This window comes from Leptolyngbya sp. FACHB-711, from assembly GCF_014695615.1.
Lineage (GTDB): Bacteria > Cyanobacteriota > Cyanobacteriia > Elainellales > Elainellaceae > Leptolyngbya_A.
In genome coordinates, this window is sequence record NZ_JACJOR010000258.1 from 1 (window position 1) to 24,674 (window position 24,674).

Annotated in this window: 18 protein-coding genes and 1 pseudogene; 6 read left to right on the forward strand and 13 right to left on the reverse strand. The window is 54.1% G+C overall.

What is annotated here, in order from left to right; genetic code table 11:
- Both H6F80_RS09775 and H6F80_RS09780 read left to right on the forward strand, forming a co-directional pair.
- A pseudogene (locus H6F80_RS09775) lies at positions 1-2,808 on the forward strand (hypothetical protein); the annotation flags it as partial.
- A 95-nt stretch (positions 2,809-2,903) separates the two neighbouring features.
- Positions 2,904-4,817, forward strand: coding sequence for an acetate and sugar kinases/Hsc70/actin family protein (locus H6F80_RS09780; protein ID WP_190791373.1), 1,914 nt, complete (start codon positions 2,904-2,906; stop codon positions 4,815-4,817).
- Here H6F80_RS09780 and H6F80_RS09785 read toward each other — a convergent pair.
- Complete coding sequence (locus H6F80_RS09785; protein ID WP_190791374.1) at positions 4,805-5,866, reverse strand: DMT family transporter; 1,062 nt, start codon at positions 5,864-5,866, stop codon at positions 4,805-4,807. The genes H6F80_RS09780 and H6F80_RS09785 overlap by 13 nt on opposite strands.
- 276 nt (positions 5,867-6,142) lie before the next feature.
- Positions 6,143-6,577, reverse strand: coding sequence for a lactoylglutathione lyase (gene gloA, locus H6F80_RS09790; RefSeq protein WP_190791375.1), 435 nt, complete (start codon positions 6,575-6,577; stop codon positions 6,143-6,145).
- A gap of 174 nt (positions 6,578-6,751) precedes the next feature.
- On the opposite strand from gloA, the gene H6F80_RS09795 reads away from it, so the two are divergent.
- The gene (locus H6F80_RS09795; protein WP_190791376.1) at positions 6,752-7,771 is read left to right on the forward strand and encodes an ABC transporter ATP-binding protein; all 1,020 of its coding nucleotides are present in this window, start codon (positions 6,752-6,754) and stop codon (positions 7,769-7,771) included.
- Here the strand turns inward: H6F80_RS09795 and rsgA are convergent.
- The 5 genes from rsgA to grpE form a co-directional block, all read right to left on the reverse strand.
- The gene (gene rsgA, locus H6F80_RS09800) at positions 7,768-8,922 is read right to left on the reverse strand and encodes a small ribosomal subunit biogenesis GTPase RsgA (protein WP_242067265.1); all 1,155 of its coding nucleotides are present in this window, start codon (positions 8,920-8,922) and stop codon (positions 7,768-7,770) included. The genes H6F80_RS09795 and rsgA overlap by 4 nt on opposite strands.
- Before the next feature lie 18 nt (positions 8,923-8,940).
- Positions 8,941-9,195, reverse strand: a complete 255-nt coding sequence (locus H6F80_RS09805; RefSeq protein ID WP_190791377.1) for a sulfurtransferase TusA family protein — start codon at positions 9,193-9,195, stop codon at positions 8,941-8,943.
- Positions 9,192-10,322 carry a molecular chaperone DnaJ gene (gene dnaJ / locus H6F80_RS09810; RefSeq protein ID WP_190791378.1) on the reverse strand — a complete coding sequence of 377 codons (1,131 nt, stop codon included), beginning with the start codon at positions 10,320-10,322 and terminating at the stop codon, positions 9,192-9,194. The genes H6F80_RS09805 and dnaJ overlap by 4 nt, the downstream gene beginning before the upstream one ends.
- Positions 10,323-10,440: 118 nt before the next feature.
- Complete coding sequence (dnaK, locus tag H6F80_RS09815; RefSeq protein ID WP_190791379.1) at positions 10,441-12,408, reverse strand: molecular chaperone DnaK; 1,968 nt, start codon at positions 12,406-12,408, stop codon at positions 10,441-10,443.
- Between the two features lie 262 nt (positions 12,409-12,670).
- Complete coding sequence (gene grpE / locus H6F80_RS09820) at positions 12,671-13,336, reverse strand: nucleotide exchange factor GrpE (RefSeq protein WP_190791380.1); 666 nt, start codon at positions 13,334-13,336, stop codon at positions 12,671-12,673.
- A gap of 296 nt (positions 13,337-13,632) precedes the next feature.
- On the opposite strand from grpE, the gene H6F80_RS09825 reads away from it, so the two are divergent.
- Together H6F80_RS09825 and H6F80_RS09830 are read left to right on the forward strand one after the other, a co-directional pair.
- Positions 13,633-14,679, forward strand: a complete 1,047-nt coding sequence (locus H6F80_RS09825) for a glycosyltransferase family 4 protein (RefSeq protein WP_242067266.1) — start codon at positions 13,633-13,635, stop codon at positions 14,677-14,679.
- A 5-nt stretch (positions 14,680-14,684) separates the two neighbouring features.
- A complete protein-coding gene (locus H6F80_RS09830; RefSeq protein WP_190791382.1) occupies positions 14,685-15,602 on the forward strand; it encodes a S66 peptidase family protein in 918 nt (305 codons plus the stop codon).
- Positions 15,603-15,759: 157 nt separating this feature from the next.
- Here H6F80_RS09830 and H6F80_RS09835 read toward each other — a convergent pair whose 3' ends face one another.
- Entirely contained in the window at positions 15,760-16,440 is a 681-nt protein-coding gene (locus tag H6F80_RS09835) for a HEAT repeat domain-containing protein (RefSeq protein ID WP_190791383.1), read from the reverse strand.
- 172 nt (positions 16,441-16,612) lie between these two features.
- Positions 16,613-19,213 (reverse strand): endonuclease MutS2, encoded by a 2,601-nt coding sequence (locus H6F80_RS09840; protein WP_190791384.1) that lies wholly within the window; start codon positions 19,211-19,213, stop codon positions 16,613-16,615.
- Positions 19,214-19,417: 204 nt separating this feature from the next.
- Here H6F80_RS09840 and H6F80_RS09845 point away from each other — a divergent pair, with 204 nt between their 5' ends.
- Complete coding sequence (locus tag H6F80_RS09845) at positions 19,418-21,958, forward strand: 5'-nucleotidase C-terminal domain-containing protein (protein ID WP_190791385.1); 2,541 nt, start codon at positions 19,418-19,420, stop codon at positions 21,956-21,958.
- 152 nt (positions 21,959-22,110) lie between these two features.
- On the opposite strand, the gene H6F80_RS09850 is transcribed toward H6F80_RS09845, so the two are convergent.
- From H6F80_RS09850 to H6F80_RS09865, 4 genes are all read right to left on the reverse strand, one after another.
- Positions 22,111-22,911, reverse strand: a complete 801-nt coding sequence (locus H6F80_RS09850; protein WP_190791386.1) for an energy-coupling factor ABC transporter ATP-binding protein — start codon at positions 22,909-22,911, stop codon at positions 22,111-22,113.
- Positions 22,912-22,953: 42 nt separating this feature from the next.
- Positions 22,954-23,730, reverse strand: a complete 777-nt coding sequence (gene cbiQ, locus H6F80_RS09855; protein ID WP_190791387.1) for a cobalt ECF transporter T component CbiQ — start codon at positions 23,728-23,730, stop codon at positions 22,954-22,956.
- A gap of 60 nt (positions 23,731-23,790) precedes the next feature.
- Positions 23,791-24,144 (reverse strand): PDGLE domain-containing protein, encoded by a 354-nt coding sequence (locus H6F80_RS09860; RefSeq protein ID WP_190791388.1) that lies wholly within the window; start codon positions 24,142-24,144, stop codon positions 23,791-23,793.
- An 82-nt stretch (positions 24,145-24,226) separates the two neighbouring features.
- Positions 24,227-24,674 (reverse strand): energy-coupling factor ABC transporter permease (locus tag H6F80_RS09865; RefSeq protein WP_190791389.1); only part of this gene is annotated, 448 nt, incomplete at its 5' end.

Genomic DNA, 24,674 nt, shown 5'->3' on the forward strand with positions numbered 1-24,674 from the left:
ACCGAAGCGGTGGAGTCGGCTCAGCAGGCATTGCAGGCGGTGGTGCAGGAAATGAACTATCTGCGATCGAACTTGTTGCAGCCAATGCGATCGGATTTGGATGGGTTGCGGCAGCAGCGAGAAATGCTTTTGCAGGAAATCCGGCAGCTTGAAGCACAGCGACAGCCATATGCTCTGCCCCAGCAAAATCAGCTTTTGATGGAGTTTTTGCAGGCGGCATTTCGCCAAATGCAGGAAAACCTGTCGTCGCAGGTCACGCAGATGATTTCGACCCTGCCCGCCCAAAGTTCAGGTGCGGCCCTGCCAGAAGGTTCATCGGGCTTATCCAGCAGCGATCTGATGGCACTGAGTCCGGCGCAGCGACTTGAGCAAATTCAGCGCGTGCAGACCCAGTCTGATCAGCTTTTGCTAAAGCTGGATTCCTCGCTGCAAATTATTTTCAACTCCCTTCAGCAAAACGTCCAGACTTATCAGGACTCGCTAGAGCAAGGTTTGAGCCGGATGCACAACCTGGGGCAGCAGGGAGAAGCGATGTTTTCTGCTCTGGTAACGCGACTGGCAGAACAGCTTGGACGAGAAGCCTCTACCTTTTTGCAGACCTCGATCGAGCCGGGAAACTGGGAGCCTGCTTTGCCCCCGGAAGGATTATCTGCGGCAGAACCGTTCCCCCAAGCTGCCCCGTCATCTCGTCCGGCAGAACCGGAGCAAACCGAGGGAGACATTACCCGCCTATTGGATGAACTCAACGAGCTAGATGCTGCCCAGCCCGCTCAAGTTAATCACCCCTTTGTGCGCGATACATCATCGAGTGATACATCACCACTGAATGCCGATGACCTGGACTCGCTGGATCTGCTTGACCTGGAGCTAAAGCAGCTTGACCTCGATAGCCTTTCCCCAGAACCGTTTGCGATCGTCGATGAGGACTTAACGCTGTTTCAGGATGAGCCGCTCAGCTCCTTTTTGTCTACAGATCTAACGGTGCTGCAAGATGACTCAGAACCCGAAATTCTCCAGTCGCTGGCTTCTACTTCCGTCGAAGAAAACGCCTTCACAGAAGTTGATGATGATCCTTCCGAAGTGCTGGATCTGCTGAATCAGCTTGACGTTGAAATGCAGGGCACCGAAGCAACCGAGCTGCAATCAAACTTGGCGATGCCCTCTTCTGAGACATTGCAGCCCATTTCAGAAGCTGCCTCAACCGCGGAACTGCCCCTGGTTGCCTCCCCAGATAACCTGTACGAGGATGAGTTTTACCAGAGCTTGTTTGGCGAGGCCAATTCCCAGTCTGTTGTTTCGCAGTTTCCTGAAGGAGGAATCGCCACCGAAGATTTGTTTGCGGATGTGGAGCTTTTCGAACCAGGAGAAGCGGCTGCAACCGTTGACCCCGCCGATACGCCCGCCCCGGATCCGGCAGAAATGCTGCCCAATCCTTCGATCGAGGAAGATTGGTTTGGCGGTTTCCCGGAGGCAGTATCCTACTCTGGAACTGTGGCAGAGAGTGAGGACTTGACGATCGTTGAAGCTCCAGAACTGCCGCAAACGGCTGAGAATGTTTTGCTACCGACTGCAAACCTTCAGCCGCCAATCCCTCAGTCGCCCCCCCAGCCGCCGATATCGATCGAGCTCGACCCGCCTAGTTCGACTCCTGCTGAGGTTCCTGCTGAAGCGGTCACGATTGCTCCCCCTGCTGAGGAGGAATCTGCTCAACCAGCTGACGATGCGATCGAAACTATTAGTTCGCTGCTCGATCTGGTTCCCTTTGAGCTGTCATCCGATGTTTCTACTGATGTTTCTGTTGAGGACTTAGCCAAACGAGAAGCAGGACCAGAAGAGCAAGCCTTTGAGCTGGCACAGCCCGAAGAGGATCTCCTGGCAGATGAACCCTCGCACCCGGACGCACTGCTGAATCTCAAGCTACCCGTCGATACCCTGGAGCAACTCGCACAGGATCTATCGAGCCTGGAAGGAGGTGACGCAAACTTTACGCTGGAAGACGCGGCGGATTGGATGCTACCGGATGTTGCGCCCGTGCCGTTCATAGATTTCTTGGAAGAGCCAGTCATTTCCATCGAATCGCCTGAACGATTGGCTGAGCAGCCAACTGAGCAACCGACTGAGCAATCAACTCAGCAACTGTCCGAGCGATCGTCTGAGGAAGTCTCTGCGGAATTTGTAGACCCGGCAGCAGCAGACCCGGCAAGAACGATCGCTCAATGGTTTGACCCGAATCCGCCAGAAGCATTGCAGCCCACCTTTCCCGATCCGATCGCCGCTGAGGAAACTGCTTCCGATGAGCCGTATGCTTCGCAGTTCTCCGAAGAAGGAATCGCTTCACCCGTGATTGGGCAGAGCGAAGAACCGATCGAGGATTTGTTTTCAAATTATTCTGCGCCGCTTGAGTTGGCTGCGGACTTATCTGGTTCGGCTGAGGATTGGTTTTCTGATGATTCTGATTCATCTGCTTTGCCTTCTGATTTGTCTGCTTTGCCTCCTGTGGATGAGTCTACCGAGCGGCATCTATTTGATGACGCTTCCGATCAGCCTGCTTTTGCGGAAACGGCTGCGGCAGATCAGCCTACGAGCCGCGATGCGCTAGAAACGAACCCCTCCAACAGCAATTCCTTCACCCTAGAAGGACTGGAAGGACTGTTTGAAAACTTGCCTTCGATCGGCTCAGCGCGCCCAGTTGAGCCAACGCAGCCAATCCCAGATGCCTTCGAGGAGTTAGAAGTGGCATTATCGCTGCAAAGCAGTTCTGCCGATCAAGTCGCGCCTCAGGAGGATAGCGAAAAAAAAAAGTCTTAACTGACTCTGCATCGCCAGACAGTTCACTCCCCCTGGAACTTGATGCAGAGTTAGATTTACTAGAATCCGAGCCTCAGCTAGAACCTGAAGACGCATTGCTGGAAGGAACGCTCTTTGACGGCACATTAAGAGATCTAGTTGCTGATTTGCTTCAATCTCCGCCGCTGACTGAGCAACCCGCTGAAGCGTCTGCACGTGAATGGTATCTGGGACTCGACATTGGTACGACCGGAATTTCTGCTGTTCTGCTGAATCGATCGATCCAACAGCTTTATCCAATCTACTGGCAAGCCCCTTCCTCTGCAATCGAACCAGAGACCGCTCAGGCATCTGCTCAAAACCGGACGAATCAATCGAGCGAAAAACAGTTTCGCCTTCCCCTGGCAGTTTCTCTAATGTCTGGTCAGTCGGATGAGGCACAGGACGCCCTGATTCGCGACTTCAAACCCTACCTGAATCTGACACTGCCTTATGATGCGCCCCGCTTCTGGGATGCTTTGCTGGGCAGTCAACCCGTGTTGTCCTGGTCAGATGCGCTGCCAATTCCGCTCATGACGCTGAGGCAGTCACTTCAGGCGTTAATGGCTTCGCTGGCAGTGAGTTTTCCGGAGGCTTTTCTGCCCTGTGGTGCAGTCGATCTGGAAGCGGCAGATCTGGCGATCGCGCTTCAGCAGCTTGTTGGCGTGATTGTTAGCTTCCCTACTGGATGGTCGGAGGCGTATCAGTTTAACGTGCGCGAAGCCCTGCTGTCTGCCAAACTGGTTGGCCGCCCAGAGCAGATTTTGTTTTTGGAAGAGCCGATCGCCGCGATGCTTGCCGCCTTTGCCGGAAGTTCCCAGTCTTCTCTGAAAATGCCGCAGGGGCAGACTTCCCAGGATATCGACTGGCAGGGGAACACGCTGATTCTAAGTGCGGGGGCAACCCAGACAGAACTGGCTTTGGTTCAGCTTGCCAACTGTGATTCTGAAGCGCAGCCTTCCGAAACCAATCCACCTGCGATTACCCACGCTGACTTTCATATCCGCACGCTTGCCTATGCGGGAACGGCGATCGACCAAGACATCATCACTCAATTGCTCTATCCGCTGTTGCCTGCAACGGACCCAGTTCGGAATGATCTGGAGCAAACTGCATTTCCAGCGGTGGGTGAACCAGACGGGCAAAAGCGCGAGGTTCTTCAGCAACGGCTGCGGCGTACCAAAGCAGGACGATCGCTGATTGAAACTGCCCGTGCCCTGAAGCTGAATCTTCAGCAGCAAAATCGCTTTGTGATTCAAATTGCCCAGCAGCAAACAACGTTGCTCCGACAAGACTTGACCACCAAAGTGCTGTTGCCCTACGTCCAGCGGCTCAACCGAGAACTTAATGCGCTGCTCAACCAGACCCAGGTTCCTGCCCTGAATGTGCGGCAGGTCGTCTGCACAGGCGGAACAGCCTCGCTAGGGGCGATCACGCGCTGGCTTCAGCAAAAGCTGCCTAATGCCCTGATTCTGCAAGATGCCTATCCGTGGGTTCGGTCGCTGGACTACATTCCGACCTGTAGCCGCATTGCCTATGGTCTTGCTGCGCTGCCGCTTTATCCATTTGCTTTAGACCAGGCAAAACACCAGTACAGCGATTTCTTCCTGCTGCTGGAACTGATGCGCGGTTTTCCCGACCAAGCGATGACCCTGGACGAAGTGCTGGAAATGCTTCAGCAAAGAGGCATCGATGCAGTATCTTGCCGATCGCGAATTCTCGCCATTTTGGAAGGACAGCTTCCCCCCGGTCTGATTCCTGCCGAGGCGGAAAGGAACTTACTCACGCCCCAATCTCAGCAAAACCCTGAGTATCAGGCGATCGATCACGCCCCGTTTCATCAGGAAACTTACCCGGACGGTAAAGCGTATCGAATCGATCGCAATCAGCTTGCCGAGCTACACCGCTATTGGGAACTGCTGCGTTCCAACACCTATCAGCAATTGACTCAGCCTTACTCGATCGTGCTCACTGCACATTACTCCGCCTGATTTCGGTCAGCCAGGATCGCTAAAGGTTCTACGGCAGCTTCGGCTTCCTGCCACGCTTCTCCTTTCCTAAAGAGGGACAAGAGCTGGTCGCGCTGATTAATTAAATAAATACTGACCAGCGTTAAACCAACGCCAACCCACTGCAGCGGATTGAGCACCTCGCCCAAAAACAGATTGCCAAACAGCAGCGCAAAAACAGGGGTGAGAAAGGTGAGCGAACTCAGGCTCGTCAGGCTGCCGCTTGAAGCGAAGTAAAAGAATAGCCCGTAGGCGATCGCGCTGCCAAACACCGTAGAGTAGGAGAGCGAGAGCCAGTCAGAGAACTGCAACTGCGACCACTGCCCGACTTCCAGCCAGCCTGAGCCGAAGAACAAAGGCAAGCCGCCCAGCACCATGTGCCACCCCGTCGCGCTTACCGGATCAGCATAGCGACAAACATATCGCACCATCACCGTTCCGACTGCCATCGACAGAGCTGCCAGCAGCATCAGCCATTGCCCATTTTGCAGAAGCTGCTCGATAACCCCAAAGAGGGAACCGCTTTGCATCGCGTCCGCTGCCGAACTAACGGAACCCCCTTGTTGAAACAGGCTGAGCAACCATTCCTGGGGTAATCCCAACAGGCTAATGCCCAGCACACCAAACCCTAACCCGATCCAGCCCCATAGCCCTACCTGTTCCCCAAAGAGCCAGCGTGCCATGAGTGCAACGGCAAGCGGCTGAGAGTCGATCATCACGGAACCTAATCCGGCTCCGGTGCGTGTTAGCCCTTCTGCCAGAAAGCCTTGAAACAGCGTGCCATCTACCAGTCCAAACAGCGCGATCCAGAGCCAAGCTAGCCAGCCTTTGGGTTGGGGTCGTCCCATCACGATCGCTGCCAGCAAAATCATTCCCCCCGCTGGAGCAAGCCGTACACCTGCCATAAAGAGCGGTGTCGTATGGGGAATCGTTCCCTTCATTGCCACCATTGCCGTGCCCCACAGGAAAAAGGGCGCAATCAGCAACATCGAAGCGAAGGGAAGACGAGACTCGGTGAGCTTGATTTGCATGAGCAAGTAGGCAGAATGATAGAGTTTCAATTATTCTAATCAATTATTGAGTTCTGTTAAGAAATCGGCTTGACTGTCTAATCACATTTTGCATCTGATTGCATCTGATCCCATTTCCCAGCAGAAAAAAATGCCCTACTCGAACGCGATCGCTGTAGGGATAGGTCGTAAACTTGCTTGTCGGGGATGTTTGAGCAGTATTTGCTCTCCTACATTGCCCCCAATCCCCCAATCTTTGAGGGACTTTGAGCCGCTAAGGATTCTCTCATGGCAAAACTACATAGCCACTTGCGGCGTTGCCGTCTTTTGCTCTCTTGTGCTGCCCTGTGTGCCGAGCTGGATTAGCTCTACTTTGTAGCCGTCCGGGTCTTCCACAAACGCAATCACCGTTGAACCATGCTTCATTGGTCCCGGTTCACGAACTACTTTGCCGCCGCGCTGCCGAATCATGTCGCAGGTTCCGTAAATATCATCCACGCCGATCGCAATATGCCCATAAGCATCGCCCAGGTTGTACTGCGACGTGCCCCAGTTGTGGGTTAGCTCCAGCACCGTGTGGTCTGCCTCATCGCCATAGCCTACAAACGCCAGCGTAAACTCTCCGCCCGGATAATCTTTCCGACGCAGCAGCTTCATTCCCAGCATATCGCAGTAAAACTTCAGAGATTCATCAAGATTGCCAACACGCAGCATCGTGTGAAGGAGTCGCATAAGGTCTTTATCTCACTTGCTTCTCTCCTATCCTGCCACGATCGTCTCCCCAACTCATCCCCCTTCCTACCCATCCACTGATCCACCCATCCATTCACCCCTCTCCTCCCCACCTTTTATTAAAATGAAGAAAGAAATTGAGAAATATAACGATCGAGCAGGAATAAGAAGCGCATGGCTCCAGCAGTGCTGATTGAAAAACTTCAGAAGCGATATGGCTCTGTCGAAGCCGTTAAAGATGTGTCGCTACAAGTTGAACCGGGCGAAATTTTTGGCTTACTGGGACCCAATGGAGCCGGAAAGACGACAACGCTACGCTGCCTCTGTACTCTGGCAACCCCTGATGCCGGAACGATCGAAGTTTCAGGAATTTCAGTTCTGGAAAACCCACGATTAGCGCGGCAAAAATTGGGCTATGTGGCTCAGGAAGTTGCGCTCGATAAGGTTCTTACCGGGCAGGAACTGCTTCAGCTTCAGGCAGCGATCTACCATATTCCGGCAAGTCAGGCTGCCGCTCGAATCGACCAGGCACTCTCGCTGTTAGGACTGCAAGACTGGGCAGACAAGCGAACCGGAACTTATTCGGGCGGTCTGAAAAAACGAATCGACCTGGCAGCCGGACTGCTGCACCAGCCAGATGTTCTCGTATTAGATGAACCAACAGTCGGATTGGACATCGAAAGCCGCGTGATTGTCTGGGACTTCCTGCGACAGTTGCGATCGAATGGAACTACCATTTTGATTACCAGCCACTATTTAGAAGAAATTGATGCACTTGCCGATCGCGTCGCCATTATCGATCGGGGTGTCGTCATCGCGGCGGGAACTCCTTCGGAACTCAAAGATCGGGTAGGGGGCGATCGAGTCACATTACGAATTCGTGAATTTACCCCCGTCGAAGAGGCAGAGAATGCGAAAACTATGCTGCGATCGTTGCCCTTTGTGCAGGATGTGATTGTGAATGAAGCCCAGGGCAATTCCCTCAATCTGGTGGTCGATCCCCATAGCGAAGCGTTGATCACAATTCAGCAGGCACTCAAAGCCGCTGGACTGCCCACGTTTGGCATCTCGCAGTCGCGCCCCAGTCTGGACGACGTTTATCTGGCTGCTACCGGACGCACCCTTCTGGATGCAGAACTTGCCGCTGCCGGAACCCGCGACCCGAAGCAGGAGCGTAAGCAAAATATGCGCTAAACCTCTGCGTCGCCGTCATCTATCAGCGTTTCTACGTCCTGGACAATGCCGCGCAAAAGCTGCTTCTCGGTTCGGCGTGAGGGGCGGCGATATTTTTTTGTTTGAAGCTTTGGTTCGACTTCGATTTGTCCTTCTCCGCCAATTTTGACTTTAGTGGTTGATTCTGGGTCGCCTGTTCGATCGATCGCCTCCTGTCGGGCAATCACTTCTTCAAGGAACATCAAATACAGGTCATACCGCTCCCAGTCGCCTCGAACGGCGCAGTTTGGCTCATCTCGGTGCAGGCAATTGCTAAACTGACACCTTGCTTCGCTCAGACGTTGACGGCATTCTGGGAAAAATTGGGCTAATTCACCCGGAAGACAGTCCAAATCGGGCTGATTAAATCCGGGCGTATCGGCAAGCAATCCCCCGCCAGGAATCTGAAATAGTTCGACGTGGCGAGTAGTATGGCGACCGCGCCCCAGTTTACCGGAGACTCTGCCCACCCGCAGATCGATCGCCGGAATCAAGGCATTAATTAAACTCGACTTCCCTACGCCGGATGGTCCCGAAACAACGCTCATCCGATCGATTAACCTTGCTTCCAGATCTAGCAAGCCCAAGTTACCCCAGACACTGATCATCACCGGATCGTAGCCCCAGTCGTGCAGCCGATCGCCCCATTCTGCTCGTTCTGCTTCGCTCACCAGATCTTTTTTGTTGAGACATAGGCAAACGCCCAAGCCCGTCGATTCTGCCTTCACCAAAAAGCGGCTGAGCTGCACTGGATCGAGCGTGGGTTCGGCAATAGCAAACACTAGCAGAATTTGATCGGCATTGGCGATCGGCGGACGATCTAGCTCAGTCTGCCGGGAAAATACTTCGGCAATTGCGCCCCGTTTTCCTTCCCAGTCGGGTTCCTCGATTCGGACTTGATCGCCCACCATCACCTGCTGACCAATTTTTTTCAGGCGAGTTCGGCGGGTACACAAAAGCTGCTCGATCGGCGGGTCAGAATCACCCTGGGGTTGGTCGAGCTGCACAAAATAGAAATTTGCCTGCACTGCTAGAACAGTTCCGGTCAGGGCAGATTCATCAGAAACGGGTGCTGATGGGGGCTCTGATGCGGACAATGGCTGATTCAGCTCAGCACTCATATCAGCACTCATAAGAGATCACTCAAGAGATCACTCAGTCGATGTGGCTGGACGACGCACCTTCAAGGCAAAAAACTCGCTGCGGTCTTCGATTTGCTCGATCCCGTACCCTTCCATTCGGAGGCTATCAGGAACCTGCTCGATCGGCTCGCCCGGATCAAGCCAGACTTCGAGCAGCGCACCAGGAGTCATGCGCTCTAGTCTGAGCTTGGTGCGAACGAAATTGAGCGGACAGGGTGTTCCCCGCAGATCCATCTGAGCGTCAGGCTGAAGGTTCGTCGTCATCCGCGAAATAGCCCTCCAAGAAACCCTTCAATGCCGCCGCCTTTGCTGAGCCGATCGCCCCGGATTTTCACTAGCTTATCGAGCAGTTCCCGTTCCTCGTGGGTGACACGGGTGGGAATATCAATCTTCACCGTCAGCAAATGGTCGCCTCGGCTATCGGGATTACCTAGCCTGGGAACACCGTGCTTTTCCAGGGTAACAACGGTATTAGGCTGAGTTCCAGGGGCGATCGTTACTTCGGTTTTGCCGTCTACCGTATCGACTTCGATTTTGTCGCCCAGGATTGCCTGCAAATAGCTAATCTTTACTTCTGAGAGGATATTGATGCCGTCGCGCTGGAAGTGGGGATCTTCATTCACAAACAAATAGACATACAAATCTCCCGCCGGACCGCCGCGCTGTCCCGAATCGCCTTCACTCGACACTCGTAGCCGTGTTCCGTTATCGACCCCAGGCGGAATCGAAATCTTCAGCTTCTTGGCTTCCTGCTTCTGCCCGTTGCCGCCGCAGACTTCGCACTTCTCCTCAATGACCTGCCCGTTGCCATTACAGGTTGGACAGACTGACACTTGAGTAAAGCTGCCAAAAGGGGTACGGGTTGCTCGACGCACTTGCCCTGCCCCATTACAAGTCGAACACATCCGGGCTTGAGTGCCGGGTTTTGCCCCCGTTCCACTGCACGTCTCGCAGCTCTCCAAATGGTTAATGCGAATTTCCTTATCGCCGCCAAACACCGCTTCGCGGAAGTCCAACCGCAAATCGAGCCGCAGGTCTTCGCCGCGTACGGGTCCAGTGCGCCTGCGCGTTTGCTGTCCGGTTGCGCTGCCCGAAAAGCCGCTAAAAAAGCTTTCAAAGATATCGGCAAAGCCACCAAAATCGCCAAAGTCCTGGAAACCTGCTCCTGCTCCAGAGCCTACGCCTGCTTCACCAAAGCGATCGTACATTGCCCGCTTTTCCGGCTCCGACAGAACTTCGTATGCGTGGTTAATTTCCTTAAATTTCTCTTCGGCTCCAGGGTCTTTGTTGACATCCGGGTGATACTTTCGCGCCAGCCGACGAAAAGCACGTTTAATTTCCTCCTTGTCCGCGCTTCGAGAAACACCAAGGATTTCATAGTAGTCCGCCATAGGGCACTGCTCTAGAGAGTAGAAAAGGAATTGGAAATTGACAGAGATGGATTCAGGCTAATGATACCTGAGATTTGAGCCATTTCAGCGACTCCCTTTACCATCCTAAATCACGCACCTAGTCAACTGCCTCATAATCTGCGGCGATCGTGTCATCATTTCCAAAATCGCTGCTGTAGCTGTCCATCATTTCGGTTGCTGCTTCCTGACCGTTTGCCCAGGGAGACGCGCTACTGTAGGCAAAATCTTCGGATATGCCTGGGTCTTCAGTAATATCTGCCCGCTGGTAGACAGACTGACCGATCGACAAAAGTGCTTCCTGGAGTGCATTCAGACAGTTCCGCATGGTTTCTACCGTGACTGATCGATCGGCGATCGCAGCCCGAAGCTCTGCCACCCTTTGAGCTGCCATCTGCTTTTGGGCATCGTTAATCAGCTCACCGTTGTCCCGCAACGTTGTTTCGTAGTTGTAGAGCAGCACATCGGCCTGGTTTCGCAGTCCTACAAGCTGCTGGCGGCGGGCATCGTCTTCGGCAAACACTTCGGCTTCCTGACGCATCCGCTCAACCTCGGCTTCGCTCAAACCGCCCGTATTGCTAATTCGCACACTCTGGGCGCGTCCTGTTCCTTTGTCGCGGGCAGCCACCTGCAAAATGCCGTTAGCGTCGATCTCAAAGGAAACCTCGATCTGGGGCACGCCTCTGGGCGCAGGCGGAATTCCCGCAAGCTGGAACTTACCCAGACTCTTGTTGTCCTTTGCCATTGCCCGCTCGCCCTGGAGGACATGGATTTCCACCGAAGTTTGTCCGTCGGTTGCGGTTGAGAAGGTCTGGGTTTTGCTCGTCGGAATAGTCGTATTGCGTTCGATAATGCGGGTGAACACTTCTCCTAACGTTTCGATGCCCAGGGAAAGGGGCGTCACATCGAGCAGCAGTAGATCCTTAACTTCGCCGCCTAAAACGCCTGCCTGAATCGCGGCTCCCAGCGCGACCGCCTCATCCGGATTAACCGATCGATCGGGCGTTTTACCGTTAAAGCAGTTCCGAATTGCTTCTTGCACCGCAGGCACTCGCGTCGAGCCGCCCACCAGAATAATGCGATCGATATCATCGGGAGTGAGGTCGCAGTCTTTGAGGGCTTGCGTCACGGGGTCGATCGTCATCTGAATCAGGTGTCCGACCAGTTCTTCAAACTTGGCGCGGCTCAGTTCAGCTTCCAGGTGCTTGGGTCCGGTTGCGTCGGCGGTGATAAACGGCAGGTTGATTGTCGTGTTCAGCATACTGGAAAGCTCAATTTTGGCTTTCTCTGCCGCTTCGCGAAGTCGCTGAAGTGCCATTTTGTCCTGAGACAGATCCACGCCTTCCTGTTCACGGAAATTGTCGATCAGCCAGCGCACCAGCACATTGTCAAGATCATCGCCGCCCAGGTGGTTATTGCCCGAAGTCGCTTTTACTTCAAACACCCCATCACCAAGCTGAAGAATGGAGACATCAAACGTGCCCCCACCCAGGTCGTAAACGAGAATGCTTTGATCTTTATCCTGTTTGTCTAAACCATAGGACAGGGCTGCTGCGGTTGGCTCGTTAATAATGCGAAGCACTTCCAGCCCGGCGATCGTGCCTGCGTCCTTCGTTGCCTGTCGCTGTGCGTCTGTAAAATAAGCGGGAACGGTAATCACCGCCTGGGTTACAGGTTCCCCTAAATAATTCTCGGCATCCTGCTTCAGCTTTTGCAGGATCATGGCTGAGATTTCTTGAGCGGTAAAGTTGCGTCCCCGAATCTGAACGTCCACGGTGTCGTCTTTGCCGCGTACACAGGTATAGGGAACGCGCTGCCGCTCTTCCTCGGTGTCATGCCAGCGGCGACCGATAAACCGCTTGATACTGAACACCGTATTTTCTGCATTGGTGACTGCCTGTCGCTTTGCCAATTGCCCCACAAGGCGCTCACCCGATTTGCCAAAGCCAAGGATACTAGGAGTCGTCCTTCCGCCTTCAGAGTTTGCGATGACGACGGGTTTTCCGCCTTCCAGGACTGCAACGCAGCTATTGGTTGTGCCCAGGTCGATGCCGATAACTTTTCCCATAATCCGTGGTTACTTACTGAGAGTGCGAGTAAATGAACGCATCAAATAGAGATGAGGAAACCCGTGGGGATGCATTTGAGTTTCTTTTCACTCCTTGCTCAGTATTCCGCAATTTTCGGGAAATACGATCAGCTCTTTACCAAATTGTTGAAGAGCAGCGATCGGTTGAGCACTGGCTTTGCTTAAACTCAGCCTCTTTTCAAAGGGACTCCAGACGGTGCGGACGGATCAGCAGTTCATCGGAAGATCATGAAGCCAGCATTTAGCCCGCCGTAGATTCTTCGCCGAGTCCCTCTGGCGCAGCCGCAACTTTCACCATCGCGTGACGCAAGACCTGATCGCCAATGGTGTAGCCCCGCCGCAGTTCTTCAACGATCGTGCCTTCGGGAACGTCTGCGGTGGTTTCTCGCATGACCGCTTCGTGCAGGTTGGGGTCAAACGGCTCATTTTCAACGCGCATCACCGCAACGCCCACTTTTTTGAGGCGATCGACCAGATCTTTGTAAACGCCCTGATAGCTTTTGTGGATTGTCATCTCAGCATCAGTTTGGGGCTTGATCTGCGATCGGGCACGCTCAAAATTATCTACAACAGGCAGCAGTTCCTTGATCGTGGCGCATTTGAGCGTTTGTTCCAGGTCTTCTTTTTCTTTCTGGGTCCGTTTGCGGAAGTTGTCAAAATCGGCAGCCAGCCGCGCATATTGGTTGTTGCGATCGTCGAGCTGAGTTTTGAGCGCGTCGAGCCGCTGCGTTAACTCCTGAATCGTTGTTTGAAGCTCAGACTGAAGTTCGGCGGCAGCAGCCTCGCTTGGGTTAAATGAAGGATCTGGATCAAGGGTAAAGGTTTCAACGCTCGGTTCAACCGTCACTTCTTCTGGCTGAGTTTGAGTATTCAGAGGATCAAAGGGTTGGTTCACTTCAGCAGACATTGGCTTATTTTCCACTTGCTCTAAGGTTTTCAGAGTTCAGCCAATTCGTTCTCCGGCTGCTTCTCCTCTTCCGTCGCCTACGATTGTGCTTTAGCAACAGAGTCATATCGTATTCTAGCGGTGGGAGGTATCGGAAGCTATGCGGGGATTACGACAAGCGATCAGTTCGGCAAAAATTCAAAAATTCGGGCTAACTTTTCAAGTGTTCTTTTGAAACGATCGATGCAGGCAACGACGAGCTCAGGAAATTTTCTTTTAGAGAATACAAAAGCAGGGGGAACCGCTTGAGGATTTTATTGGTTTCAACGCCAGTCGGGGCATTAGGGTCAGGCTTGGGCGGCGGGGTCGAGCTAACCCTAAGAAATATTGGGCTGGCACTTCAAGAGCGCGGACATTCGATCGTAGTTATGGCTCCACAGCATTCGGTTTCGCCTGGCTTAGAGATCTTGCAAATCCCCGGTGAAATGCAAACCACCGCTCAGACTCAGGGACGCAATGCCCTCGTTACCCTTCCGGCGAACTCAGTGCTAGCTAACCTTTGGGGAGCAGCGTATCAGCAGCAGCGCGATTATGACATTGTGATCAACTTTGCCTACGATTGGCTGCCCTTTTACCTCACGCCGTTTTTCGATCGCCCAATCGCCCATTTGGTGAGTATGGGATCGCTGACGGACGCAATGGATCACGTCATTGGGCAAACCCTCGATCGATTTCCGGGCAGCATTGGCGTTCACAGTCGGGCGCAGGCAGAGACGTTTCCGTTTGGCAGTCAGTGTCGAGTGTTGGGCAATGGCTTGGATCTGTCGCTGTATCAGTTTTGTGCCAAAGCAGAGGATGAGTTGGGCTGGGTCGGACGCATTGCTCCGGAAAAGGGAATCGAAGATGCGATCGAAGCCGCTCAGCAAGCCGGACTCCCCCTCAAAATTTGGGGCGCGATGCCTGACCCAGACTACTGGCGATCGATCTACCAGCGTTATCCGAATGCCAGCTTCAGCTATGAAGGGTTTCTGACCACAGGGGAACTTCAGCAGGAATTAGGGCAGTGTTGTGGACTGATCATGACCCCAAAATGGGTGGAAGCGTTTGGCAATGTGGCGATCGAAGCTTTAGCCTGCGGTGTACCCGTGATTGCTTACCGTCGGGGAGGTCCAGCGGAGATTGTACGGGACGGGGAGACGGGCTGGCTAGTGGAGCCGGATAGCGTTTCAGGCTTAGTTGCCGCAATCCAAAAGCTTGATAAAATCGATCGCCAAACCTGCCGTCAGACCGCGGAACGAGTGTATTCGATGCAGGCAATGGGCGATCGGGTGGAGGGGTGGTTGCAGGATGTCTTGGAGAAGTGAAGCTTATGCAATGTCAAATGCAATGTCAAAAACCTGCTCCTTTACAGCCCGGAGATTTGCTGCGGGTGATTGCTCCTAGTGGGGCACTGCGGGAGTTTGAGAGCTTTCGGCGCGGGGTGGAAATCTGGCAGTCACGCGGTTATCGCGTTGAGCTGAGTTCAGGCTATGACGATCGCTGGGGCTACTTGGCAGGCAAAGATGAAGGGAGACGATCGCAGCTTTTAGAGGCACTGAAAGACCCGGACTGTCGCGGTATTCTCTGTGCTAGAGGCGGCTATGGTGGGGCGAGGCTGCTGGAGAACTGGGGCGGCTGGCTCGATGACCCCAGATGGCTGATTGGATTCTCGGATATTACCAGCTTGCTCTGGAGCCTTTGCCGTTATGGAATTTCAGGCGTTCATGCGCCTTTACTCACGACGATCGCGGCTGAGCCAGCCTGGTCAATTCAGCGATTGTTTGATTGGGTCGAAGGGCGCTCGATCGAACCGCTTCAGGGTACAAGCTGGGTTGAGGGAACCGCGAGCGGAATTCTGCTGCCTGCGAACCTCACCGTTGCCACCCATTTGCTGAACACGCCCGAACAGCCTGTCCTCACCAATGTCATTCTCGCGTTTGAGGATGTGACCGAGGCTCCTTACCGAATCGATCGAATGCTGACCCAGTGGCGGATGAGTGGGGCATTCAGTCAGGTGAAAGGGATTGCGGTGGGACGGTTTAGCCAGTGTGATCCGCCGCCGAATGTGCCTAGTTTTAGCGTGGAGGAAGTGTTACGCGATCGCCTGGGCGACCTGAAAATTCCAATTCTGGCAGAGCTTCCTTTTGGGCATGACGGGGTGAATGCAGCCCTGCCTGTGGGGGTAATGGGCAGGATAGAAGGCGATCGATTGTGGGTGGAGGAATCGAGTGGGAATGATGGGAATTAACAGTGAGAATTAACAGTGAATTGCTATAGCTCTATTCCAGATACAGCAAAAGGGGCAGTCTGCAAACTACCCCCAAAGAAAGCTGTGATTTTATTTTAGGAAATGGAATGCTCCCCCAAACATAATTTTCAGAAGATTGAGGATTTCAAGAACATCCTTATCCAATGAAGTTTTGTTCTGCTAATCGCTGAAGCGCGATCGTGGCAGCCGCAGAGACGTTGGGATGGCTGTCTTTTTCAAGGTACTTCAAGGCAGAAATGCTCTTGGGAGCGGGCAGGTGTCCCAGTGCCTCTGCCAGTCTTTGGCGCAGAAGCCAATCGTCGGACTGAGCAAAGCGCAGCATTGAATCGACTGCATCAACAGCTCCGATTTCGCCGAGTGCCGCGATCGCTGCCTGGTGTACAACGCCTTCAGGACTTTCCAGCGCATCCAGCAGCACATCACGGGCGCGGGGGTTTTTGAGATTGCCCAGGGCAACGGCAGCACTGAAACGCACCAGCCAGTCGGTGTCTTCATAAAAGGCCCGAACCAGCGGTTCAAACGCACGGGGGTCTTCGAGGTAGCCCAATGCTCCGGCTGCGTCTGCGCGAATGCCGTAATCGGGATCGGATTGCATCAGGCGAATCAGGATGGGGTAGCACTCTTCGGTTTGCTTCACACCCAGCGAGAACACTGCCATCGATCGAATCTGAAGACTTTCGTCGTCCAGCACTTTTTTAATCAGGGGAACCGCGTCTTCTGGCGGGACATTTCGCAGCGATGCCAGAGCAATCATGCGGTCCTTGGAATCTGCGCTTTCAAGTTGGGTGGCAAGCTGGGTCAGGCTGGGATGAGTCATGAAGACTTCCTTTTACAAAACTTTACGTCTCTCTCATTCATTATATGGGTGGCTCCCTGGTTCAGCATTGGGGGACAACCGTACAGCCGCTGAAAGCCCCCGATTCCAGCAGGCTTTGAACCCTGGAAGAGTTCAGCTTCTTCTTAAAATTGGGGTGGCTGAGAGCAACAGATCAACGAATTTGAGCGACCGTAACCCCGGTGCCGCCATCGGTGTGATCGGCCAACTCAAAGCTTTCAACCTGCGGGTGGCGTTTGAGAAAGTCCTGAATGCCCTGCCGCAGCTTGCCTGTGCCGTGTCCGTGGATAATCCAAAGCGACCCTGAATCTGCCCGACCGATCGCCTGATCGAGATCTTGTTCGGCATCGGCGACCCGTTTGCCGCGGAGGTCGATCGTATTGCGAGAGGTGCGGACGGCAGGAGCGGGGGGAGAGGGAGAGGTAGGAGGTTGGGGAGAGGGGGTGGGAGTTGGCTTGGGCTTTTCAGGAATTTCTGGTTTTTCGCCCTGGAGCGATTCGATGTCTGCCAGGGTGACGGTCATTTTCATCAGCCCAAAGCGGACTTGCAGCTCGTTTGCGTCGTTGGGAGCAGTCAGGACTTCGGCGGTTTGTCCCAGTCGCGGAATGCGGACCCGATCGCCTACCTGGGGACGGAAGCCTGATTTCGGCTTGGGTGGAGCCTGACGAGAAGGCAAGCGCTGAGCCGCGATTTGATTCAGGTTATCCGTAGCGCGCTGGGCATCTTGTCCGGTGGGTGTGCCTTTTTGCAGACGGCGAATCACCTGGGCAATTTCACCTTTTGCCTGCTGAATTGCCTGCTGAATTGCCTGTTCTTGCTGTGCCTGAAGCTCGCGCTCCCGGTTTTGCAGCATTTCGGCTTTGCGAGACACTTCCCGATAAAGCCGCTCGGTCTCAGTGACTAACTGCTGAGCGGTTCGCGCTTTTTCTTCCTGCTGCCGTCGTTGTGCTTCCAGTCCGGCGATGACTTCGTTGACTTCCGCCGTTGCGCCCATGCCAACCTGATTTTGTGCGGCTTCTACGACTTCAGGATTGAGACCAAGCCGTTTGGCGATCGTCAGTGCGTTCGATCGTCCCGGAATGCCCCAGAGCAGGCGATAGGTGGGTGACAAAGAAACATCGTCGAATTCCACGGAGGCATTTTCAAAGCGATCGTCTTGATATTTGAGAGCCTTGAGTTCGCCAAAGTGAGTGGTGGCGATCGTGAGGGCAGCGTGATCGGCAAGATGGTTCAGGAGCGCGATCGCGAGGGCACTGCCTTCAGAGGGGTCAGTTCCGGCTCCAACTTCGTCGAGGAGAATGAGGGCGTTGGCGAGGGAAAATCGGTGAGTATCAGTCGCCCGATCGCCCCCTAAATCGCTCAAGTCTGAGGAACTTTGAGCTTCAGTTTGACTGTTCTCTGAATCCCCTGATTCTGGAGGACTTTGAGCTTCGCTTTCGTTGGCTGGCTCGGGGGCTGAGTGGTGGGTCGAAGAGGGTGTTTCGATCGCATCGCTACCCAGTGCCGCCAAAATGCGGCTGATGCGGCGGATGTGCCCTGAGAAAGTGGAGAGGCTTTGCTGAAGGGATTGTTCGTCGCCAATGTCTGCGAGGATTTGCTCAAACCAGGGAATTTCCACAGGTTCGCGGGCAGGAATGAACAGGCCCACTTTTGCCATCAGTGCCGCCAATCCCATTGTTTTGAGCGTGACAGTTTTGCCGCCTGTGTTAGGTCCCGTGATCGCAACAACGCGCAAACGCGGCTGAATCACCAGATCGATCGGCACAACAGATGTTCCCTGTTCATGCTGCTGCTGCCAGACTAGGAGGGGGTGACGAAGCTGGCGCAGCGTGATTTGTGCTGGAGAATCTGAAGATGAATCCTGTTCGGTGAAGGGGATAAACCGGGGCGGGTTTGCTTTCAGCCAGTAGGAGTAGCGAGCGCGAGCGGTTGCCAGATCCAGGGTGGTGACGATCGCCAGCAGTCGTTCCAGATCCTCCTGAACTTCAGCAATTTGCTCAGTAAGTACTCGCCGCACTTCTTCTTCTTCGCGCTGTTCTTGGCGCACTAACTGACGGAGCTGGTTGCCCTGATTCACGATCGAATGCGGCTCCACGTAGAGGGTTAATCCGCTGGTTGAAGTGTCGTGAACCACGCCGGGAATCGCATCTTTATGAGAAGCCTTCACTGGAATCACAAACCGATCGCCCCTCTGCGTAATCAGCGGCTCCTGAATCGCGTTCGACTGGCGTTGCAGGGTGCGGTGCAGCACTTCATAAATTCGATCGCGGGTACTGCGAATTTGCTCCCGGATGCCTGCCAGCTTGGGATTGGCACGATCGGTAACTTTGCCGCGATCGTCGATGCAGCGATGAATTTCCTGCTCAATTTCAGGGTAGGTTCGCAGCTCGGCAACCAGATTATTGAGTACAGTCATGTCTGGCTGGTTATCGATGACGCGGCGGATTTGCCTGGCTCCGTTGAGGGTTGTGGCGATGTCGAGCAATTCCTGCCCTGCCAGAATGCCCCGCAGCCCTGCTCGCTCTAGCGAGTCGCCGATGTCCTGCACGCCATCAAACGACAAACCGCCCGACACCAGCGTTTCGAGCTGATAAACCTCTTTGGTTTGGTCAAGGAGGGTCTGGCTCTGGGCGATCGTCTCTGGAATGGGAAGTTGAATTGAGGCTGTTTTTCCGAGTTTCGTGGCGGCAAAGGTGGCGAGGTGCTGGCACAGTCTTGACCATTCCAGCAGTTCCAGGGTTTCGGCTTGGATCAAGGGCTTTAACGACGTTAATTGTTTTGAATCTTGCTGTCTCTATTTTAACTGAAGCCTCATTCTCAAGGGGCAGAATCCTTCTGGGGAAGGACTTAACTAGAGGTTAAACAGCCTTAATCCGGCAATCAATTTCGCTTAATTTTGCTGTGGGATCGTCAGGAAGGCAATTTCCCTATTATTCACGCCCAATCCTTCCTTAAGCTTATGCCGACGAGACTGCAAATCCTCCATGCCTCTGATTTTGAAGCTGGAATTCCGGCGATCGATGATTCGATTCGGTTTTCGGCAATCCTTAACTACTTAAGAACTTCCACGACAGGACCGTTTGCGGCTCCGGCAGATGCTTTAGCCAATACGCTCACCCTGTCTTCGGGCGATAACTATCTTCCGGGTCCGTTTTTCAATGCTTCCAGCGATCCGCGCCTTAATGGAGTGGGAGGATTGGGAACCAGCAGCGCCCCCACGATCGGACGGGCAGATATCGCGATCCTGAACAACCTGGGCATTCAGGCATCTGCCTTTGGCAACCACGAGTTTGATCTGGGAACGCGGCAGGTTGCAGATTTAATTCGATCGGGCAGCGGCAATCCGGGCACGAATTTTCCTTACCTCAGCTCAAACCTGGATTTCTCGACCGATGAGAATCTGCGCGGTTTAGTGGCTGCCAATCCCATCACCGCCGAAGCCAGCACGATCCGACGGCAGATTGCCGAGAGCACGGTAATCACGCTGCCAAACGGCGAAAAAGTTGGGATTGTGGGCGCAACAACTCCTACGCTTCGCACCATCTCTTCACCCGGAGGTGTGACCGTTCTCCCGTCTAGCCCTACTGACTACGCTGCCTTGGCCGCCGAGATTCAGCAAACTGTGGACGTTCTGAAGGGACAGGGCATCAACAAAATCGTTTTGCTGTCGCACATGCAGCAGCTCAACATTGAGCGAGATGAACTGGCTCCCCGCCTGCGAGACGTAGACATTATTATTGCGGGTGGTTCTCATACGCCCCTGCTCGAAGCCAACGATGCGCCGCGATCGGACGGAGGCAACCCTCCGGTACAGGGCTATCCAATTCAGCGAACTTCCGCTTCGGGTCAGCCGGTGCTGGTGCTCAATACTGACGCAAACTATCGCTATGTCGGTCGATTAATTGTCGAATTTGACGATCAGGGTGTCCTGAATCTCAATAGCCTCAATCCGGTGTTAAACGGTGCTTTTGCCACAGACGAAGCGGGAGTCGATCGCCTGTATGGCAGCAATGTTGACCCGCGTGCGGTAGCAAATCCCAATATTGTGGCGATCTCGGATGGACTGAGAACGATCATCAGCAGCAAAGACAGCACTATCACCGGAAAAACCAAATTCTTCCTGAACGGAACCCGCAACGACGTGCGAACTCAGGAAACGAATCTGGGCAGTTTAACCGCTGATGCTAATATCGCCTATGCTCGGCAGATTGATCCCACCGTTACGCTGTCTCTGAGGAACGGCGGTGGCATTCGAGATAATATTGGCTCGGTGTCTGCGGCTCCCGGCGCAACAGATGCAGACGATGTGCAAAAGCTGCCGCCCCAGCCCAACTCGCTCGCGCCCAACAAACAGGCAGGCGATGTGTCCCAGCTGGATATTGAGAACTCGCTGCGGTTTAACAACGGGCTATCGCTGATTACCGTTACCACTGCCCAGCTTAAGCAGTTGCTTGAACATGGCGTGGCGGATACTGCACCGGGCGCAACTCCGGGACGCTTTCCCCAGGTGGGCGGCATGGTGTTTAGCTTTGACCCGAATCTCGCAGCAGCCGAAGATGGGAACGGCAACGGCACGCTGGATTCCGGCGAAGACAGAAACGGCAACGGTACGCTCGATGGCGGACGGCGAATTCGCAATGTTGCCTTGGTAGATGAGCAGGGCAGAGTCACTAGCACGCTCGTGCAGAATGGGGCGATCGTCGGCGATGCAAACCGCACCTTCCGCATGGTGACCCTGAACTTCCTGGCAGGCACGACAGCCGGATCGGCATCGGGCGGCGATGGCTATCCCTTTCCACAGTTTGTGCGCGCCAATCCGACCCTGGCGAACCGGGTGGATCTGACCGGAGAAACCACGGCGGATCTCAATGGCAATGGTGTGATTGATGCGGCTCCCACTCTGCCTGCGGGACGCTTTGCCTTTGCGCCCAGCGGAAGCGAACAGGATGCCTTGGCAGAATATTTGGCACAAGTTGGCTCTTTCAATCAGCAGGATACCGATCCGACGCAAGACACCCGGATTCAAAACCTCAGCGTGCGGAGCGACACAGTCCTGACTCGCGGTCGTCGCTTCACTGGAACAGGTCGAGCAAATACACTGCGCGGAATTGCAGGCGACGATCTTTTGCTGGGCTTGGGTGGAGCCGATCGCTTGTTGGGCGGTAGAGGCAACGATGAGCTAGAGGGCGGCAGAGGCAACGACCAACTGGCAGGGGGCCGAGGCAGAGATATCCTGAAAGGCGGCTTGGGCAGCGATCAGCTCACGGGCGACCAGGGCAGAGATTTCTTTGTGCTGGAAACGGGCAGAGGCCAGGATACCATTCGCGACTATCAACGAGCCGATCGGCTTCAACTCAGCGAGGGACTCCGATTTGGCAGCCTGACGATCGAAGACACAGAGGCTGGAACGCTGATTCGCTTACGGAATGATGTTCTGGCACTGGTACGCGGTGTTTCTGCAAATCAGATTACGCGAGCGGATTTTAGCAGTCCGGCGTAGGAAGCGAGGTTGACGAGAGGGTAGTTTGAGATGTCTGCTCAATCTGCCCTTATTTTGCCTCTGTCCTTAATCTTGCCCTTATTAAGAATGCACCTAAGAATCCATCAAACTGGATTTGCAAAGCTTGCCAGCGTGAGCTTGGTCAGCGTGAACTACAATTCTCCCAGCGTTGCCGGATGGGGTCGGTCGATCGGGCGATCGTCAAGCTGGCAATAAGGGCGAGTGTAGCAAAGCGGCGTTTCCAGGGCGTGCTGTTCCAGAAATTCGCGATCGTTCATCACCAATTCGGTTGCGCCATCGTACACGATTTGTCCATTGCTGAGAACCACCGTGCGGCTACACAGCTCTACCGCTAAATCCAGATCGTGGGTGGCGATAAGCTGGGTCAGGGGAAGCACCCGCAAAAGCTGAATCAACTGGCGGCGAGAGCGGGGATCAAGCTGAGCGGTAGGTTCATCCAGCACTAAAACCTGCGGCTGCATTGCCAGAACGCCTGCGATCGCGACCCGCTTTTTTTCGCCGCCCGACAAATTCATCGCGTTGCGGTTGGCAAATCGATCGGGTTCCAGTCCGATCGCGTGCATAGCGTGCTGCGATCGATGGGTAAGTTCCTTGCCGCGCAAGCCCTGATTCATCGGACCAAAGGTGATATCTTCCCAGACGGTCGGCATGAAAATCTGGTCGTCAGGATTTTGAAACACAACGCCGACAAAGTTTCGGATTGCAGTCAGATTTCTCTCAGTGACAGGTAATTCGCCAATGACAACCTGCCCGGTTTGGGGCAGCAGCAGCCCGTTTAGATGCAGCAAAAAAGTGGACTTGCCAGAGCCGTTTGCGCCGACGATCGCCACTTTTTCGCTAGCACGAATAGATAAGTTAATGTCTTGGAGAGCTTGTGTGCCGTCAGGATAGGTGTAGCAAAGCTGCTCAATGCTAATTGGGTTATGGTGCATTCTTACGGTAAATGACGTTGGGGGTGAACGCAGCAGATGAATTTAGAATCCGAGCAAAACTGCCTGACCGAGCAGCAGCAGCAGAATCATCATGGTAATGGCGATCGTATCGATCCGACCAGGGCGGGGGTGTTCCTGCAGGGGCGGTATGTTTTGATAGCCGCGAGACAGCATTGCCTGATGGATGCGATCGCCCCGCTCATAAGTGCGAACAAACAGCGATCCGATCATGTTGCCGAATACAAGTCGCTGCCTGCCCCGATGATTTAATAGATTACGGGATTGTGCCGCTCGTCGCATCGTGTTAAATTCATCGACCAGCACATTGATGTAACGATACATCGACGCAATGATCGCAATCAGCAACGGGGGCATTTTCAGGTCAGCCAGGGCATTCAGCAGTGCGGGGATCGAAGTCGTCAGCACCAGCAAATTCAGCATCAGCAAAGACAGCAATGCCTTCAGTGCAACGCTTCCCAACACCGTGAGTCCGACCGTGGTCACCTTCAGCCAGCCCCACTGCCACAGCACCGTTCCCCCCTCGCGAAACAGCGTTCCCACAATCACTACACCCACAAAGGTAAACTCGACTGCCACCCGTCTGAGCAGAACAGGCAGGGTCAATCGTGCCGTCAGGATTAAGCTCAATAACCCCAGACCATACACCAGCCAGGTGAGCCAGCGTCCGTTGGGGGTGAGGGCTGTGGCAAACACAAACAGCAAAGCGCAAATTACCCGTGTTCTGGGAATGAGCCGATGCCAGGGGGTCGTTTGCTGGCTATCAATATCCAGATGAAATGCGCCAATGTGGAGCAGCATTCAGCGAAATCCTAGTGAATCGAAGGGTGGAGCAAAGGGAGATTGGGGACTGCAAACAGGCTACTCATCCCCAGGCGGAATTCGATCGATCGGAGCAGGCGCATCGCCTTTGACCAGCAGTTTGCCCATGCTCCAGGCAATGCCAAAGGTTGCCAGGGTTCCCAGCAAGCCTGCCAGCGGTGTAGCAACAGCATCCGGCACTCCGCGAAGCGCGTATTCTTCAAAAATGGAATAAAAGGGTAACCTATGAGCCGGGGGATTTTCAGCCGCTTTTTGATCAAAGCCGTAGTCCTGTGAAACGCGATCGAGTCCGTCAGGATTGCTACTGGCAAACGGCGAGAGAAACACGGCAATCAAAAGAGCCACGCTGAGTCCCAGTACGGTGAAAGCGCGATTGCGAGAAGACTGACGCATAGCAATATTTCCTTCAAACACTCAGATTGAAATTGATAAAGATCGAGTTAGGCGGTGAAGCGCAGAGAATGGGTTGCGATCGTTAGCGAGGAGAAATCGCACGAGGCATCGTATCCATTGCACGACGACGGGGCGGGTCAAACAGCAGGTCTGGGCGGCTGCGCCAGATATAGCTCAGCACGACCAGCGTAATCAGGGCTTCGCCGATGCCGATTAATACGTGCCAGCCTGTCATTGCCGTAAACGACACGCCCAGCGGCATTGTGCCTGACAAAGCAAGCTGAAACGCACAGACGATCGCCGCCACAACGACGCTGATCCAGGCAGCCCCAGCAGAAGCAACTGACATCCCTCGCCAGTGGTTCATGCCGATACTGGAGCGAATTACTTTGTACAGGTAGTAGCCTGCAAAAGTCCCAATCAAGCCCATATTGAAAATGTTTGCGCCCAGCGCGGTTAAGCCTCCATCTTGAAACAGCATCGCCTGCACAATGAAGACAACTGACATCACTAGCGATCCTGCCCAGGGA

Coding starts and splice junctions, on each gene's coding strand:
- H6F80_RS09785 (WP_190791374.1), bottom strand. CDS start 5,866: ATGCAAATCAAGCTCACCGAGTCTCGTCTTCCCTTCGCTTCGATGTTG.
- gloA (WP_190791375.1), bottom strand. CDS start 6,577: ATGCGACTCCTTCACACGATGCTGCGTGTTGGCAATCTTGATGAATCT.
- H6F80_RS09795 (WP_190791376.1), top strand. CDS start 6,752: ATGGCTCCAGCAGTGCTGATTGAAAAACTTCAGAAGCGATATGGCTCT.
- rsgA (WP_242067265.1), bottom strand. CDS start 8,922: ATGAGTGCTGATATGAGTGCTGAGCTGAATCAGCCATTGTCCGCATCA.
- H6F80_RS09805 (WP_190791377.1), bottom strand. CDS start 9,195: ATGACGACGAACCTTCAGCCTGACGCTCAGATGGATCTGCGGGGAACA.
- dnaJ (WP_190791378.1), bottom strand. CDS start 10,322: ATGGCGGACTACTATGAAATCCTTGGTGTTTCTCGAAGCGCGGACAAG.
- dnaK (WP_190791379.1), bottom strand. CDS start 12,408: ATGGGAAAAGTTATCGGCATCGACCTGGGCACAACCAATAGCTGCGTT.
- grpE (WP_190791380.1), bottom strand. CDS start 13,336: ATGTCTGCTGAAGTGAACCAACCCTTTGATCCTCTGAATACTCAAACT.
- H6F80_RS09830 (WP_190791382.1), top strand. CDS start 14,685: ATGCAATGTCAAATGCAATGTCAAAAACCTGCTCCTTTACAGCCCGGA.
- H6F80_RS09835 (WP_190791383.1), bottom strand. CDS start 16,440: ATGACTCATCCCAGCCTGACCCAGCTTGCCACCCAACTTGAAAGCGCA.
- H6F80_RS09845 (WP_190791385.1), top strand. CDS start 19,418: ATGCCGACGAGACTGCAAATCCTCCATGCCTCTGATTTTGAAGCTGGA.
- H6F80_RS09850 (WP_190791386.1), bottom strand. CDS start 22,911: ATGCACCATAACCCAATTAGCATTGAGCAGCTTTGCTACACCTATCCT.
- cbiQ (WP_190791387.1), bottom strand. CDS start 23,730: ATGCTGCTCCACATTGGCGCATTTCATCTGGATATTGATAGCCAGCAA.
- H6F80_RS09860 (WP_190791388.1), bottom strand. CDS start 24,144: ATGCGTCAGTCTTCTCGCAATCGCGCTTTCACCGTACTGGGACTCAGC.